Source organism: Salinivibrio sp. SS3 (assembly GCF_001722105.1).
GTDB lineage: Bacteria > Pseudomonadota > Gammaproteobacteria > Enterobacterales > Vibrionaceae > Salinivibrio > Salinivibrio kushneri.
In genome coordinates this window covers 357,671-372,459 of sequence record NZ_MEBQ01000043.1, presented here as the reverse complement: position 1 = coordinate 372,459, position 14,789 = coordinate 357,671, and the positions used below count along the sequence as shown (strand labels likewise).

The following is a 14,789-nucleotide window of genomic DNA, read 5'->3' as shown; positions in this document are numbered from 1 at the left end:
ACAGGCAAGTGTTGGAGTGAAGCGGGAAAGCGTGGGAAGGGGATAGAAAATATACGAAAAGGGCCTAGTGCTGGTTGATGGTGCCAGCGCTAGGCCCTTATCACGTAATATGGCGGTGGTAGATTACTGCTTTTTCAGGTGATACATCTCAGCAAGGTCGCCTTCGATGGTTTCGCCATTCATGTCTTGCATGATCACCTGGTTTTCCGCCACAAAGAAGTGGTTAGGGCTGTCAGTCAGGCCTTCAAGGATCACGACACTGCCTGTTTCATCCCACTTAAAGGTGCCTGATTCTTTAAGGGCTTCTCCCTCTTTGCCCAAGTAAGTTTTGGTGAGTGAATACGTGTTGTCTGGGTTCAGTGTTAGTGTGGTATCAATACCTTCACAGTCGGCGCAGGGCACCACACCTTGGTAAGTACCGTTCCAGTCTAGTGAGGTTTTAGCGTTGTGGTGATCAACCATTTCAGAAACGGTGTTTTCTGCGCTATCGATGGCGTTTTCTGCACTATCCATCGCTTGCTCTGTGCCTTCTTTCACTGCATTTTGGGCGTCGTCCAGGCTAGATTCGATTTGCGACTGCGCCTCTTTTGGTTCGTTGGTTTGCTGTTCACAGCCGACAAGTGCGACAACCAGTGCCAGTGGTGCAAGTAAATAGGTTTTTTTCATGTGGACCTCATTTAATGTGTTCAAGCTAAAACGTTGCTGGATTGCCAGCGATGAATGGCTCCATGATAGGCGTTTGCTGCGCTTGGGTGTCATTATTGCGCTAACATTAGGTCAGCGTTAGACAATCAACGTAAAAAAACCGTCAACTGATGAGAGTGATCTAAGCGACCACCTTTTACGTTATCACCCATGTCTTGTTAGTCTACTCAATGAAAACCAAGCAAATACTACCCAAACGCGTGACAATAAGGAGCGATGATGCAACAACATAAAATTTTGATGGTGCTGACATCTCACGATGCCATGGGCGATACGGGACACAAGACAGGCTTTTGGCTTGAAGAGTTCACCACCCCTTATTACGCGTTTAAAGATGCTGGAGCAACAGTCGTTGTTGCCAGCCCGAACGGCGGTGCGGCGCCGATTGACCCAAACAGCGAGGCGGAGGATGCGCAATCCGAATCTACCCGTCGGTTTGATGGCGATGCTGAGCTGCAAGATATGATTAATAACACCGTCAAGCTAAGCGATGTAAATGCGTATGAGTATGACGCGATTTTCTATCCTGGTGGACACGGTCCATTGTGGGACTTGGCGGAAGATCCGACTTCACGTCAGTTGATTGAGACCTTCTACTATCAGGGTAAACCCGTTGGTGCGGTATGCCACGGCCCTGCCGTGTTCCGCCATACGCGTTCAGACCGGGACGAGCCACTGGTGAAAGGGAAACGGGTCACTGGTTTTACCAATGGCGAAGAAGCCGCCGTTGGCTTGACTGAGGTGGTGCCGTTTTTAGTTGAGGATATGCTCAAAGAAAACGGCGGCCTTTATGAGAAAGCGGATGACTTTACCTCGTATGTGGTTACTGATGGCAACTTAGTGACAGGGCAAAATCCGGTGTCATCTGAAGCCTGCGTCAATGCGGTGTTGGCATTGCTAAAGTAAGTCATATGATAGTCTTTCGATGAAAGCGCCTGCGGGCGCTTTTTTTGTATCGGACGAGATAAAAAGAGTGGGGTGTATTTTATCCAATGGATTCGTGTAGATTAAAAACGACACGGATAGAAGAGCACGCCGCATGAAAATACTCATCATTGAAGATGACCACGATCTCAGCTTAGCGATTTCAGAATATTTAGAGCTGCATCATATCGACTGTGATTTTGCCTATAACGGCGAAACGGGTATTCAGCTTGCCAGCCAGCAGACGTTTGATTGTGTGATACTCGATAATATGCTGCCCAAAACACAGGGTATGGCGGTTTGTCGTGAGCTGCGCGAACAGGGCATTGATACCCCGGTGTTAATGCTGACTGCGTGTGATGCGGAAACCGACCAGCTTGAGGGCTTTCGTGCTGGTGTGGATGATTATGTGGTCAAACCTTGCACCATGCCCTTGTTGCTCGCACGTTTACAGGCCTTGCATCGGCGTCATCACCCGGTGCGAGAATGTATTACCATTGCCGATCTGACGATTTATCCCAAAGAGCATATCGCGTCGCGCGGTGACACGCCGCTTAAACTGACCCCCATCGGCTGGAATATTTTACTGTTGTTAGCGCGCCGCTCCCCCACTGTGGTGTCCAAAAGCGATATTGAAGAGGCGATTTGGGCCAGCGAGGATGTGCGGCAAGGGACCATTAACGTGCATCTTCACCATTTGCGCAAAGTAGTTGATAAGCCCTTTGCAAAAACGCTGATCCACACCCATGTCGGCATTGGTTTGTCTCTTTCTGAGGCCGCGCCGGTATGAGCCAACGTCCGGTTCGAAGCCTCGCGGCACAATCGCGCCGCCAGCTTTTGTTGATGGCGGTGGCGATCTTTATCGGGTTGTTGGCACTTGTCACCGTGTTTAGTTTTTATCAAATCAGTCAGGCAGGCAAAAACTACATGCGGCTCGATGCGATCAAGCTAGAGCAAAAGCTGACCGCCGATCCTAACTATCTATTACCCCAAAGCGACACTGTCAGTGCGTATCGAGATTGGCAGGCTATCCCAAAATCGGTGCGTGAGTTGTTTTCCTCGAAGCCGATACAGCCCGATGATCCAATTGAAATACAGCGCATTAATGACAGTGGAACGCGTGAGTATGGCTACTTGTTGTACTCCGACCAGTACCTATCCCAAGGCCTGTACTTGGTCGAATTTGAAGCGGCAGAAAAAATCGAAGCATTAGCCGCCATGATTGTCGAGCGCTCTTTGGCCGATGCCAGCGTGTTAATTGCCGCTTTTATGCTGGTGCTTGTCACCGTGATTGGACTGTTGTTCAACAATGCATTGAAGCCACTCAAAGAGTTGGTGGCATGGTCGGCGCGAGTAAAAACACACCCTGATCAAGCTATCGATGTGCGCTTTTCGGTACGTGAAGTTAACCAAATCGCCGACCATTTGATGGCCTCGTTGCAACAGGTGCGTGAGTATAACCAACGGGAGCAGCAGTTTTTAAAGCATGCCAGCCATGAACTGCGCACGCCCTTAGCGATTATGCAGGCATCGCTGGATACTTTGTCGCTGCGTATCGATAACAAGGATGCCAGTTATCCGGCATTGCAGCGTGCCTCGCGTGCCAACGTTAATATGATGGCGCTGTCTGAATCACTGCTTTGGCTAGCACGGCAACATCCGGATAAGGTTCGTCAATCAAAGGTCGACCTAGGATCGCTTTGCGCAACCCTCGTGGATGAGCTGGCATATCTTGCAGCGCATAAGCCAGTGACTGTCCATATCGATAATCACAGTGATCCTATTTGTATCGAGAGGGAATTGTTTCGTATTGCGAGTACCAACCTGATTCGCAATGCGCTCACCTACAGTGCGCCCGGCGTGATTGAGATTCGGATCACCAACGGGCAGTTTTCGATTGCTAACCCTATTGATTCAGGCGTGAACGAAAATCAGATCGGATTTGGTCTAGGTCTACAACTTGTTGAGCGTATTGCCGGTCAGCTTAACTGGCATTTTGAATTTCAGTGCGACGCTCAGATGGCGAGGGCGATTATCAATTGGGAAGCGGCGCACAATATGACGGGAGAGTCTTAAGGTTTTCTTAATACCGGTTGTTTCAAGATAAGGGCGAACTCTCAGTTACTATTTCGCCATTATGGAGAATCGCCGGTGAATCCATTTGTCACACTTATCTGTTTAGTTTTGACTCTGATGCCCTTGGTCGGACACGCGCAAACCGACAGCGTGTCTGGGGATAATTATCTGACCGTCGGGTTGGTTGGCTATACCGAGCCGTCGATTTATACAGATGGCGAAGATGACCAAGACATCGAGCTGGTGGTTGAGGCGCAATGGGAGGGAATTTTTTATCGCAACGACACCCTAGGTGTATATCTGGCCGAGGGCGACAGCTGGTATGTGTCGGCGGGTGTGGGCGACGATGTGTTTGGCGACCACGCCCGCGGTGACAGCAAAACCCTCAAGGATATGGAAAGCCTTGATAAGGTGTATACCGCTAATCTAACCACGGGCTGGATAACATCTGTGGGCTATTTTGAGCTGGGCTATCATCATGATATCTCGAACAACCATAATAGCGGCGCGGTAGTGGCCCGTTATGGCGCGCCGATGGAACAAGGCCAGTGGGTGCTTGACCCTCAAGTGTCACTGACTTGTGTGGGTCGCGCGGTCAGTCGTTATTATGTTGGCGTGTCAGCGCAAGATACCAAAGCTGGCCGACCCACTTATCAACCTGATCAAACCTGCAAATTCCAATCCGACCTCAATCTCTATTACACGCTTGGCCGCGCGCATCATCTTTTGTTAGGGGCGAGCTATCGCCACTATGGCGATGAGATATCAGACAGCCCGATTATCGATAGAGACGATCTGTGGTCGTTCAATACCGGCTATTTATACACCTTTTAGCGGTAGTTGGGTGGAGGGGGAAAGGGGATGAAGTGGCTAAAGCGAGGCTTGATAGCGTTGGTGCTGATAGGCGCGTTTGTGGTGATAGCCATAGATGACCCCTATGCTGGCTTGGATCGTCAATCCATTCAGTTTAACGCCGGCGATAATCAGCTCGTAGGTGAGTTAATTTTACCTTTGGGTACTGAAACGCCGCATCAGTGTGTGGTGTTTGTGCATGGCTCTGGTGACGTGCCGACCGATGCGTTTGGTTATTACCTCCCACTTTGGCGGACGTTGGCGGCCAATGGGTGGTGTGCAATGTCTTGGCAGAAGCCGGGCGTGGGGGATTCAAGCGGGGATTGGCGGTCGCAATCGATGCAAGATCGCGCCGATGAAGTCGCGGCGGCGATTCACTATTTGCGCCAAACTTTAGGGCTAAAGGATGGCAAGCTGGGGTTGATGGGCTTTAGCCAAGCCGGTTGGGTGATCCCTAAGGTGGCGCACCAAGTCGAAAACATCGACTTTTTGATCAGTGTCGGCGGGGCGGTCAACTGGATGGCGCAATCCCAGTATTCTGGACGTCAACGGCGATTAGCCACCGGATACAGTGAGTCAGAGAGTGCGACAGAGCAAGCTGCCGAGGCGAAAGTGGATGCTTTGATCCAATCCGGCGCGTCGTATCAACAGTACCTAGACCACGTAAATCAGAATGAGAAAGCGCCCATGAGCGAGGCCTTTTGGCAATTTGTACAACGTAATTGGGTCTCGGATGTGACCAATGATTTAATCGATCTCGACGTGCCCATGTTAGCGTTATTTGGTGCGCGGGATGCTTATGTCGACTCGGATAAGACCGCTTCAACCTATCATAAACTGCTTGCTAACGCGCCGCTGCCTTTTTATCACGTGCGTGTGTTTGAACATGCCGATCACAGCCTACTGCGCACCGACAATATCGCCAACGCGCACAGTGAGCATCACCGCTGGTTAACACTGGCCCGTATTTGGTGGCAAGGCGATGCAGCGTTTGCAGATGGCGTGATGCCATGCTTAACGGCTTGGCTGGCGCAGTTTGAGAGCGGACGGCCAAGGCAGACTAATATCTGCGCGCCTGAGCTAAACGCGGATACGACCTAGGAGTCACGTTTCATTTTGCGGTGAATTGAGGTTTAATGCAGGCATTGACGCAAAAGCTAAGAGAGCCAGCATGCAAATATGGGTAGATGCGGACGCTTGTCCGGTCGCAATGCGCGAGATGATTGTACGCGCGGCACACCGAACACATATTCAAGCCACCTTTGTTGCCAATCAATTTATTCGTTTACCGCCGTCGCCCTATGCCAGCGCGCGTCAGGTAGAAAAGGGCTTTGATGTGGCGGATAACCAGATTGTCGCGGATGCGGAAGCGGGCGATTTGGTGATCACCCAAGACATTCCACTCGCGGATGAAGTGATTGAAAAGGGCGTGACAGTGATTAACACTCGCGGAGAATTGCTGACCAAAGAAAACATCCGCGCCCGGCTTAATATCCGCGACTTTATGGAAACCATGCGCAGTAGCGGCGTGCACACAGGTGGTCCTGCTCCGCTCGGTCCGCAGCAAAAACAAGCCTTTGCCAACCAGCTTGATAAATGGCTGGTTAAAGCCCAGCGTTATCATGCCGCGCAAGCAAAATCGTCTGATTGAGTCGGCGCGCTTATTCCATCACTCAATTTTTTCTGCTCGCTAAATAGCAACCGGTGCCCACTCGCTATCTGCGAAGTGGGCAATCAGCGCATCTAGCAATGCGCGCACCGCCGGTGGTTGGTTGCGACGTGACGGATACAAGGCATAGATATCCATCTCCTTGGGTTGCCAATCGGGGAGTACCACCTCCAGCTGACCTCGCGCAATGGCACTATGAGCCAGATACACCGGTTGCATACTCACGCCCATGCCCTGAATGGCAGCACTGAGTAAGGTGGTCGCCTCGTTGGCAGACAGCTTGCCTTGCACCTCAACTGCGGCGTGTTCCTCGCCTTTGTCTAAATGCCAAATTGGCCGATCAAATTGTTTGTAACTGAGACAGCTATGCGCGGTGAGATCCTCCGGTGAGCGGATTGGTGTATGGGCGGCTAAATAATCCGGTGCCGCCACCAAGACGGAATCACACGCGGCGATCGGGCGACCAATTAGGGAGGGATCCGGGTTGGACGCAATACGGATGGCAATATCAATCCGTTCCGCAATTAAATCGATCGCTTTATCCTGCACCTCAATATCCACATCGACCCCGGGGTGAGCGGCCATAAAGGGCTTTACCGCAGGGATCAGTTGCGCAAAGCCAAACGACATACTGGTGGCCACCCGCACTTTACCAGTCAAGCCCGCCTCTTGTTGCCATTGTTGTGTCAGGGCATTGGCTTGCTCAACCCATTGTTCCAGTTGTGGCAAGCTTTGCTCGCCAGCGGAGGTTAATGATACTTTGCGCGTGGTGCGCTGCAATAAACGCACGCCTAACCAGTCTTCCAGCGCTTCGACATGGCGAGTCACCATCGGGCGCGACATCTCGAGCCGCTCGGCAGTGGCGGTGAAACTTTGCGTAAGGGCTACATCAATCAATACGCGGGCGGCAGTCAGTGTGTCCATATCAATCTCATCTATGCTTAAGAGCTAGCCGTTCATAACACGATACGACCCGTTTACATGCTCGAATTGTGAAATAATGATGTAAATTATTAGCTATATATCTGAACAAGTCGAGCCCGTAAACTGCGCAGCATCTCAACAACGAATGCAAACAATGGAGCACGACGATGAAATTGATAAAAACCCTAGCTGCCTCTTTATTACTGACTGGTAGCGCAATGGCAGCTAATAATGCTGAACCTTTGAACCTAGACGTGTATAACGCAGATGGAAACAGCTTCCACGTAAACTCAACCTTGGTGTATGGCGAAACCGAAGCCATGGTGGTTGATACGGGCTTTACTAAAGCAGACGCGCTACGTATTGCCGCTAAAGTGTTGGACTCTGGGAAAGCGCTGACCACTATCTTTATTAGCCAAGCTGACCCAGATTACTACTTTGGGGCGGAAGTGCTGCACGGCATGTTTCCTGACGCAAAAGTGATCACCACACCGGCAGTGCGCACCACCATTGCAGAAAAACTGGACGGAAAAATGGCATTTTGGGCCCCAAAAATGGGTGACAATGCCCCGCAAAACCCTGTGGTGCCAGCTGCTTATACCCGTTCATCACTGACACTGGATGGCCGTAAAATTGAAATTCGCGGCGCGAAAGGCGAGTTGGCGCACCGTCCGTATCTTTGGATCCCAGCCAACAAAGCGATCCTCGGTAACGTCGCTGTGTATGGCAATGTTCACCTTTGGATGGCAGACGCACAATCTGACCAAGCACGTGAAGGTTGGGCCGCACAACTAGAAGAAATGGCAGCACTGAAACCTGAAGTGGTGATCCCAGGCCATATGAAAGCAGGCACGGCACTAAACGCTGACACCATCACCTTTGCCCAGCAGTATTTGCAAGACTTTGCCGAGGCGAAAGCCAACAGCAAAGACAGTGCTGAGTTGATAAAAACCATGCAAGCGAAATATCCGAAAGCCGGTTTGCCGATGGCTTTGGAAATTGGTGCGAAAGTGCACATGGGAGAGATGGAATGGTAAACGTCCACTATATTTTTGACCCAATGTGTGGCTGGTGCTTCGGCGCCGCCACCTTGATAGAAAGCCTAAGCAACAACTCTGAGATTAACTTGCAGCTTCATCCAGGTGGTATGCGTGAGCGTGCGCCGATTGAAGACAGCTTTCGTCAACACATTTTGACGGCAGATCAAACCATTGCTGATCAAACCGGACAGACATTTGGTCAAGCGTATCTTGACCGCGTGGCAAGCGACCAGCCGGTAATTTTGGACTCCTTTATTACCGCGCAAGCCATCCTCGCTGCCCAGCAGCTTGATGGTCAGGGTGCAGAGATGCTGAAACGGATCCAGCGTGGCCATTATCAGCAAGGTCGATCCGTCTATGAAGCCGACACGCTCGCAGAGCTTGCCAGTGAGATGGGGATAGAGGCAGAGGCTTGGCAGCAGGCGATGAAAGGCGCCGAGCATGACGTGATGCCCGCGGTGAATCAAACTCGTCAATTGATGGCAGCGCATGGCTTACGCGGTTTTCCATCCATGCTGGTGGAGCAAAACGGTCAGTGGCAAGCCATCACGGTGAACCAATACTATCGCCGCCCAGACGCATGGCAGGCACTGTGGCAAACACTGACTCAGGCATAAAGCAAACAAAAACGGCGAGCACCAAGCTCGCCGTTTTTATTTTGTTGCAATCATAGTCTACGCATTCGTCACTTGGGCGCAGTCAGCGGCACCGGCTTTTTGGGCTCAAAGCCTTCGATGATGCGACGTTCAAGTGGGTGCCCGAGACGTGCTTCAATCATGCGCAAGTTTTTGGTGTTGTCTTTTGATACCAATGAAATCGCTTCGCCTTGAGCACGGGCACGGCCAGTACGGCCAATCCGATGGACGTACTCGTCGGCCGGGAAGGGCAGATCATAATTAACCACGCGCTCGAGCGACTCAATATCAATGCCGCGTGCGGCGACACCGGTTGCAATTAAAAATTGGATGTCACCGTTTTTAAAGTCTTCCAGCAATTGGGTCCGCACGGCTTGGCTGCGTCCACTGTGAAAAGCTTCAGCGGCAATGCCCCGTTTTTCCAGCTGGGTGGCGAGTTTGGCGGCGCCATGTTTGGTTTCGATAAAAATCAACGCCTGCGTCCAGTCATTGTCTTTAATCAAATGACTAAGTAGTGCGGACTTCTTATCTTTATCGACAGGAATACACCACTGAGTAATGTTGTCTTTAGAGGCATCCCGCGCGGCAATGCTGATTTCTTTGCCTTCATCACCAATGGTTGCTTTGGCTAGATCACGTACTTTATTAGACAAGGTGGCAGAAAACAGCAGACACTGCGTGCTTGCCGGCAATCGGTCGAGAATATTCTGAATGGCATCAATAAAGCCCATATCGAGCATGCGATCGGCTTCATCCAGCACCAGCACTTCTACTTCATCTAGATAGACGGCACGTTGGCTGAGTAAATCACGCAACCGTCCCGGCGTAGCGACCAAAATGTCGACGCCCTCGATCAAGGCTTGCTTTTGTGCCTGCTCGTCCATGCCGCCAACCATTGCCAAGGTTTTTAGCGCCGTAAACTGGCTGTCTTGACGTGCGCTCTCTTCAACTTGCAGGGCCAGCTCGCGAGTGGGGGCGACGACGAGTGCGCGTGCGCGCTTTTTTCGTCCCGCTTCACCCGAACATAATTTATCGATAATGGGCCAGATAAAACTTGAGGTTTTCCCCGTGCCCGTTTGCGCTGCCGCAATCAGATCATGCCCTTGTTGGATGATCGGAATCGCTTTCGCTTGAATGGACGTTGGCGTGGTAAAACCGCGTTGGGCAATGGCTTGGCAAAGCGGGGCGCTTAACCCTAGTTTTTTAAATGGCATAACAGACTCAACAAACAAGAAGCGTGTGACTGTGTTACCGCCCAGACACACTGAATGGCGTGGAGTCTAGCACGAACCTTACAGTAGCACGACGTAAAATCTGACGGCGGATAGTTTCTTGGCTGTTTCGGTGACAAAATCTCGCTTTATCAATATATTAAAGTTTTTGCATCTCGAGACGGCTAGATGTTCACGGCAAAGAGTACGCTAGTCCTCCGCGGTATGATGCGTTTTCGAAAAGGATATCAAACACTGACATGATGAAGTTTTACGCTGCCGACCAATACCAACTTGCTTGCGAGCGATTATTCAATCAATGGCGACTGGCTATCCTACACCAGCTTCCTGAAGCGCGAGTCGAGCACATTGGAGCGTCGTCGATCCCTTCAGCAATATCAAAAGGCGATCTCGATATTTTTGTTGGTGTACCTGCCTTACAGCATGAAGAGGCTGTGGCGCGGCTAGTTGAGTTGGGCTTTCAAAAAAAGCAAGATACGTTACGGACTCCCGAGCTATGTATGCTGGAATCCAAACAGGATGACGATGTTGCGTTGCAAGTGGTGGCCAATGGCTCTGAGTTCGAAGACTTTTTGACCTTTAGAGACACGCTGCGCGCTAACCCACAACTGGTTCACTCCTACAATGCGCTTAAGCACGCCTGTGAAGGGTTTGAGCAAGATGACTATCGGGAAAGAAAAGCGAGGTTTGTAGAGCAGGTGCTATCTTCGTCAGCCGGCCTGTAAGGCGAAAAACTTTTTTTATCGTTGCCGTGTTCTAACTGTGCCTCTTACGTATTCTCTATTGCTTGTTTGCCCCCTTAAATGGGCAAAATCGAGGGGTTGAAAGATCCTGATTTATAAGGGTTTTATTTTCGTGATTTCAAAAGGTTATGTTGTTAGCCTAGCGGCGCATTAATTAAGGAAATGATATGAAGACACATAACCAGACATTTCATCAAGAGAACTTTTCTCACCAAGATCTCAGTGAACTTGAATTTAAAGAATGTACCTTTGTCCGTTGTGACTTTACCCGCACTAACCTTCGCGATGTGACCTTCAGACGTTGTAAATTTATCGAACAGAGCGATATCGAAGGATGCCACTTTATCGCTGCTGACCTTCGTGATGCCAGTTTCCAGCAATGCCAATTAGCGATGGCTAATTTTAGTTTTGCCAATTGTTACGGTATTGAGATGAGAGAGTGCGATTTGAAGGGTGCGAACTTTTCCCGCGCAAATTTTGCCAATCAAGTCAGCCATCGTATGTTCTTTTGCTCAGCATTTATCACCGGTAGTAACTTGTCTTATGCCAATCTTGCGCAAGCGTGCTTAGAAAAGTGCGAACTGTTTGAAAACCGTTGGATTGAAACCCATTTTCTCGGTGCATCATTGAAAGAAGCCGATCTGAGTGGTGGTGTTTTCTCGTCCGATGTATGGGGGCAGTTTAGTGTACAAGGCGCTAATTTATGTCACGCTGAGATTGATGGCCTCGACCCACGCAAAGTGGATCTGTCGGGCGTGAAAATAGCCGATTGGCAACAATCTCAGCTACTTGAAAGCCTAGGCCTGATCGTTTTTCCAGATGCGCGCTATCGCTGACCATTTCGGCTTTCATCATTGGCGGCTACCTCTTTAGTTAATATCAAGCCGCGTACTTTCTGAGCTCATGAGGATATACCCGCATACCATTGAGCGTGTTTTCATACACGGCTTGCTCGCGGAGGTAAGACCAGGCATGGGCCTCTGTCCCGGTTTGCGCCGCTAATCGATCGATAACAGCGTCGATATTTCGGCCGGCATAGTCTTTATGAGGGGTAAAAAGTTCCTTAATCGCGGATAACATAGCACGCTCCTTATGTGTAACTAAATTACATTTCAGTATGTATTTATCATAGTACGTCTTTTAAACGTGATCAATGTTAAACCATATGTCGATATTAAATGATGTTTTTGTAATTAATTTTCATTGGTGCGGTCTTCTTCAACGGCTTCGATCTCTTCTTCTATTTCCACACCGCGATAAGGCTCACCTTCTTCATCATGTAGTTGATGGTCATAGGCCGCTTGTAGGCCAGTGTCCTCAATCACGTCTTCGTCCCACTCTTGTTCGAGCTGACGAGGGTAAAGTGGAGAGATAATGGCAACCACAATGCTGGCGGAGGCAAATACCGAAAAAGCGCCAGCATAACCCATTTTTTCAATCAATAAGCCTAACACTGGAGAGCCGACCGCTTGGCCGAGTGATACGGCCATAAAAGGCAAAACAGGTCCGAGGGATAAGCGCCCGGGGAGAAGTCGGATCCCGGTCATTAGATACAAGCCAGTTAAACTCATGTAGGCAAGCCCGAACACGAGAGCGGAAAAAAGCGTGATTCCGCTGTTGCTAGGACTGGCGGCAATGAGTGCCATACTTGCCGCCAACATCATTAACATTAATGAATGGGTAATTGGAGGATTGTTACGATCTGCAAGATCTGCGGCTATTGCTCCGCCTAAACCTGCAATGCCAACGGCAACCCATAGCCAAGCGGTTGTATCAGTAGGAAGCGCGCCAAGCGTAATAACCAAATCCGGTGCGAAAATCCAGTACGCGGCAGAGACAAATCCCATCGCGAATGCAAACAACGATAAACGGAACAGCCGCGCCCATTGTAATCGGCTGATCGGTGGCGCAGGGGCGGCATCTGTGGGTGTGACAGGCGAGACAGATGGCAACATCCGCCAGGCGGCTACAATGCCAAGTGTCGCAAGTACTGCAAAAGACAAATAGGCCGTGCGCCAAGCCGACTCGAGCAGTAAAACCACAGGCACAGCAACGACTACACCAATGCTGGTACCCGCATTCATCACTGAACTGACTCTACCGTGCAGCGCGCGATTAACGATAGCCTGCATGGCAGCGGTGAGGGCGGGCATCATCAAGCCGGTGCAAATGCCGCAAGCAAACACACCGACAGCTAGTGAGACACTGTTAGTCGATTGACTGATGACGGCGAGGCCCAGAGCGCCAAATAAACCAGAGACAATTGCAGTGATTCTTGCGCCAATGCGATCGGCAATCAGCGGCGCAAAACCAGTTGCGATCACAAAGCTAATCAACGGCAGGGCACTAATCATACCTATCTGCGAGGGGCTCAGTGCTAAGTCATCGCGGATCGGTGGGACGAACAGACCGAATGCAAAGCGGGCTAATCCATAGCTTATGGCGATAAGTGCCGCGCCGAGTACCGCAAACTTGCTACTAGATGGATAGGTCATGGGCCTCCTCATTCTTTGGCTCTGCCAGCTTGAATGTTGCACCGGTTGGTGATGAGAAAATTGTTGTGGTTCATATCGGTTACGTCCAGCCTTTTGATTCGATAACATGGATCTTGATTAAACAATAACCACAATAACCTTTCTTTTTGTAGCACATTAAGTTGGTTGGGATTTGTTTAATATCAAAAGCAGTGTTTCCGTGTGTGCTAGGGTGAATAACCCAATTCTGCAGATGGAGCGCTCGAATGTTGTTAAATGTCACCGACAAACAAAAAGAAGATAAGATCCCGCCGCTGTTGCGGTTGGGATTTCGGCCCTTCTTCCTCTTTGGTGCTCTGTACTCCTGTCTGGTCATTATTATATGGAGTGGGCTGTACACCCATCCTGGGATGGTGTCACTCACGGTGCCTTCGCTTTGGTGGCATGCTCACGAGATGTTGTTTGGCTTTTCGATGGCCATTGTTGGTGGGTTTTTAATGACAGCGGTACAAAATTGGACCAGCATACCGGGCACACGTGGACTGAAGCTTTTCGCTATCTTTTCATTATGGCTGTTGGCGCGATTGAGCTTCTGGGTGGATGTCCCAATTTGGTCGAGCCTTGTACTTGATACCCTGTTTATAGGCTGTGTGGCATGGTCGTTGGGCTATCGCGTGGTGGTGGCTAAGCGTCAGCGCAACTACTTATTTATTCCTATTTTAGCGATTGCGGCCTTGCTTAACGCGTTGTCGTACGGCGTATTACTGGGGGAAATCTCACTACCCATTAATCAAGTTTGGCACAGTACCTTGTTGTGGTTCATGCTGCTTATTAGCGTAATGGGTGGCCGAGTGATCCCGTTTTTCACGGAGAAGAAGTTGGGTATACAGGTGTCAAGCACACCTGTGTGGCTAGAGCGAGCGATTGTTGCTGTGTTTGTGCTACTGATTGGCGTCACTTTGGTGTCCGGCACTGACAATATGGTCGCGCGTGGGTTGCTGCTCACAGCGGGCATTGCTCAATGTGTTCGGCTTTACTGTTGGAAAGGCTGGAAAGCGTACCAGGTACCTATGCTGTTCTCGCTGCACCTATTCTATCTCTTCCTACCATTTGGCCTGATATTAAAAGCGGTGGTGATTAACCCCTGGGCATCAAACCTTATCTGGCACTTATTCGCGATAGGTGTACTCGGGGGCGTTGTCCTGGCCATGATTGCGCGAGTCACGCTTGGCCATACTGGGCGCAATGTTTATCAGGGCCCCGCTGTGTCTTGGCTCTTTTATGCCTTAGTCATATCAGCACTCGTCCGCGTATTTGGCATGTGGTTTTGGCCGGTGTATACCCTAGAGCTGGTTGCCGCATCGGCACTGCTTTGGACGATAAGCTATGGCTGGTTTGCGGTGCGATTTGGCCCTATGCTGAGCCAAGCACGCGCAGATGGCGCGGCGGGGTAACCCTGTCACATTATTATTAATAAAAGGTAAGCTTGGAGTAGGGTTTAATGAGAGCTATTAC

16 protein-coding genes are annotated in these 14,789 nt (G+C 50.3%); 11 read left to right on the top strand and 5 right to left on the bottom strand.

Annotated features, from left to right (window positions below):
* Positions 1-123 precede the first annotated feature (123 nt).
* Positions 124-666 (bottom strand): copper resistance protein NlpE, encoded by a 543-nt coding sequence (locus BGL48_RS13505; RefSeq protein ID WP_069363117.1) that lies wholly within the window; start codon positions 664-666, stop codon positions 124-126.
* 258 nt (positions 667-924) lie between these two features.
* Between BGL48_RS13505 and BGL48_RS13500 the strand changes: the two genes are divergently transcribed.
* The 6 genes from BGL48_RS13500 to BGL48_RS13475 all read left to right on the top strand — a co-directional run bounded on the left by BGL48_RS13500 (position 925) and on the right by BGL48_RS13475 (position 6,208).
* Complete coding sequence (locus BGL48_RS13500; RefSeq protein WP_069363116.1) at positions 925-1,611, top strand: type 1 glutamine amidotransferase domain-containing protein; 687 nt, start codon at positions 925-927, stop codon at positions 1,609-1,611.
* 133 nt (positions 1,612-1,744) lie between these two features.
* Positions 1,745-2,419: a response regulator transcription factor gene (locus BGL48_RS13495; protein ID WP_069363115.1), complete on the top strand. Its 675-nt coding sequence runs from the start codon at positions 1,745-1,747 to the stop codon at positions 2,417-2,419.
* Positions 2,416-3,705, top strand: coding sequence for a sensor histidine kinase (locus tag BGL48_RS13490; protein ID WP_069363114.1), 1,290 nt, complete (start codon positions 2,416-2,418; stop codon positions 3,703-3,705). The genes BGL48_RS13495 and BGL48_RS13490 overlap by 4 nt, the downstream gene beginning before the upstream one ends.
* A gap of 75 nt (positions 3,706-3,780) precedes the next feature.
* On the top strand, positions 3,781-4,539 hold the full coding sequence (locus BGL48_RS13485) for a MipA/OmpV family protein (protein ID WP_069363113.1): 759 nt from the start codon (positions 3,781-3,783) through the stop codon (positions 4,537-4,539).
* A gap of 27 nt (positions 4,540-4,566) precedes the next feature.
* Positions 4,567-5,658: an alpha/beta hydrolase family protein gene (locus tag BGL48_RS13480; protein ID WP_069363112.1), complete on the top strand. Its 1,092-nt coding sequence runs from the start codon at positions 4,567-4,569 to the stop codon at positions 5,656-5,658.
* A gap of 70 nt (positions 5,659-5,728) precedes the next feature.
* Positions 5,729-6,208 (top strand): YaiI/YqxD family protein, encoded by a 480-nt coding sequence (locus BGL48_RS13475; protein WP_069363111.1) that lies wholly within the window; start codon positions 5,729-5,731, stop codon positions 6,206-6,208.
* Positions 6,209-6,247: 39 nt separating this feature from the next.
* Here BGL48_RS13475 and BGL48_RS13470 read toward each other — a convergent pair whose 3' ends face one another.
* On the bottom strand, positions 6,248-7,150 hold the full coding sequence (locus BGL48_RS13470; protein WP_069363110.1) for a LysR family transcriptional regulator: 903 nt from the start codon (positions 7,148-7,150) through the stop codon (positions 6,248-6,250).
* Positions 7,151-7,317: 167 nt separating this feature from the next.
* Here BGL48_RS13470 and BGL48_RS13465 point away from each other — a divergent pair, with 167 nt between their 5' ends.
* Positions 7,318-8,187: an MBL fold metallo-hydrolase gene (locus tag BGL48_RS13465; protein ID WP_069363109.1), complete on the top strand. Its 870-nt coding sequence runs from the start codon at positions 7,318-7,320 to the stop codon at positions 8,185-8,187.
* Positions 8,181-8,807: a DsbA family protein gene (locus tag BGL48_RS13460; protein WP_069363108.1), complete on the top strand. Its 627-nt coding sequence runs from the start codon at positions 8,181-8,183 to the stop codon at positions 8,805-8,807. The genes BGL48_RS13465 and BGL48_RS13460 overlap by 7 nt, the downstream gene beginning before the upstream one ends.
* A gap of 68 nt (positions 8,808-8,875) precedes the next feature.
* Here the strand turns inward: BGL48_RS13460 and BGL48_RS13455 are convergent, their stop codons facing one another.
* Complete coding sequence (locus BGL48_RS13455; RefSeq protein ID WP_069363107.1) at positions 8,876-10,039, bottom strand: DEAD/DEAH box helicase; 1,164 nt, start codon at positions 10,037-10,039, stop codon at positions 8,876-8,878.
* A gap of 260 nt (positions 10,040-10,299) precedes the next feature.
* Here BGL48_RS13455 and BGL48_RS13450 point away from each other — a divergent pair, with 260 nt between their 5' ends.
* Together BGL48_RS13450 and BGL48_RS13445 are read left to right on the top strand one after the other, a co-directional pair.
* Positions 10,300-10,782: a GrpB family protein gene (locus BGL48_RS13450; protein ID WP_069363176.1), complete on the top strand. Its 483-nt coding sequence runs from the start codon at positions 10,300-10,302 to the stop codon at positions 10,780-10,782.
* 185 nt (positions 10,783-10,967) lie between these two features.
* Complete coding sequence (locus BGL48_RS13445; protein WP_069363106.1) at positions 10,968-11,636, top strand: Qnr family pentapeptide repeat protein; 669 nt, start codon at positions 10,968-10,970, stop codon at positions 11,634-11,636.
* 43 nt (positions 11,637-11,679) lie between these two features.
* Here BGL48_RS13445 and BGL48_RS13440 read toward each other — a convergent pair whose 3' ends face one another.
* Together BGL48_RS13440 and BGL48_RS13435 are read right to left on the bottom strand one after the other, a co-directional pair.
* Positions 11,680-11,880: a hypothetical protein gene (locus BGL48_RS13440; protein ID WP_069363105.1), complete on the bottom strand. Its 201-nt coding sequence runs from the start codon at positions 11,878-11,880 to the stop codon at positions 11,680-11,682.
* A 113-nt stretch (positions 11,881-11,993) separates the two neighbouring features.
* The gene (locus tag BGL48_RS13435) at positions 11,994-13,295 is read right to left on the bottom strand and encodes an MFS transporter (RefSeq protein WP_069363104.1); all 1,302 of its coding nucleotides are present in this window, start codon (positions 13,293-13,295) and stop codon (positions 11,994-11,996) included.
* A gap of 245 nt (positions 13,296-13,540) precedes the next feature.
* On the opposite strand from BGL48_RS13435, the gene BGL48_RS13430 reads away from it, so the two are divergent.
* Positions 13,541-14,728 carry an NnrS family protein gene (locus BGL48_RS13430; protein ID WP_083238610.1) on the top strand — a complete coding sequence of 396 codons (1,188 nt, stop codon included), beginning with the start codon at positions 13,541-13,543 and terminating at the stop codon, positions 14,726-14,728.
* The last annotated feature ends 61 nt before the right edge of the window (positions 14,729-14,789 follow it).

Coding starts and splice junctions, on each gene's coding strand:
- BGL48_RS13500 (WP_069363116.1), top strand. CDS start 925: ATGCAACAACATAAAATTTTGATGGTGCTGACATCTCACGATGCCATG.
- BGL48_RS13460 (WP_069363108.1), top strand. CDS start 8,181: ATGGTAAACGTCCACTATATTTTTGACCCAATGTGTGGCTGGTGCTTC.
- BGL48_RS13430 (WP_083238610.1), top strand. CDS start 13,541: ATGTTGTTAAATGTCACCGACAAACAAAAAGAAGATAAGATCCCGCCG.
- BGL48_RS13440 (WP_069363105.1), bottom strand. CDS start 11,880: ATGTTATCCGCGATTAAGGAACTTTTTACCCCTCATAAAGACTATGCC.
- BGL48_RS13470 (WP_069363110.1), bottom strand. CDS start 7,150: ATGGACACACTGACTGCCGCCCGCGTATTGATTGATGTAGCCCTTACG.
- BGL48_RS13445 (WP_069363106.1), top strand. CDS start 10,968: ATGAAGACACATAACCAGACATTTCATCAAGAGAACTTTTCTCACCAA.
- BGL48_RS13505 (WP_069363117.1), bottom strand. CDS start 666: ATGAAAAAAACCTATTTACTTGCACCACTGGCACTGGTTGTCGCACTT.
- BGL48_RS13475 (WP_069363111.1), top strand. CDS start 5,729: ATGCAAATATGGGTAGATGCGGACGCTTGTCCGGTCGCAATGCGCGAG.
- BGL48_RS13465 (WP_069363109.1), top strand. CDS start 7,318: ATGAAATTGATAAAAACCCTAGCTGCCTCTTTATTACTGACTGGTAGC.
- BGL48_RS13480 (WP_069363112.1), top strand. CDS start 4,567: ATGAAGTGGCTAAAGCGAGGCTTGATAGCGTTGGTGCTGATAGGCGCG.
- BGL48_RS13455 (WP_069363107.1), bottom strand. CDS start 10,039: ATGCCATTTAAAAAACTAGGGTTAAGCGCCCCGCTTTGCCAAGCCATT.
- BGL48_RS13495 (WP_069363115.1), top strand. CDS start 1,745: ATGAAAATACTCATCATTGAAGATGACCACGATCTCAGCTTAGCGATT.
- BGL48_RS13450 (WP_069363176.1), top strand. CDS start 10,300: ATGAAGTTTTACGCTGCCGACCAATACCAACTTGCTTGCGAGCGATTA.
- BGL48_RS13490 (WP_069363114.1), top strand. CDS start 2,416: ATGAGCCAACGTCCGGTTCGAAGCCTCGCGGCACAATCGCGCCGCCAG.
- BGL48_RS13435 (WP_069363104.1), bottom strand. CDS start 13,295: ATGACCTATCCATCTAGTAGCAAGTTTGCGGTACTCGGCGCGGCACTT.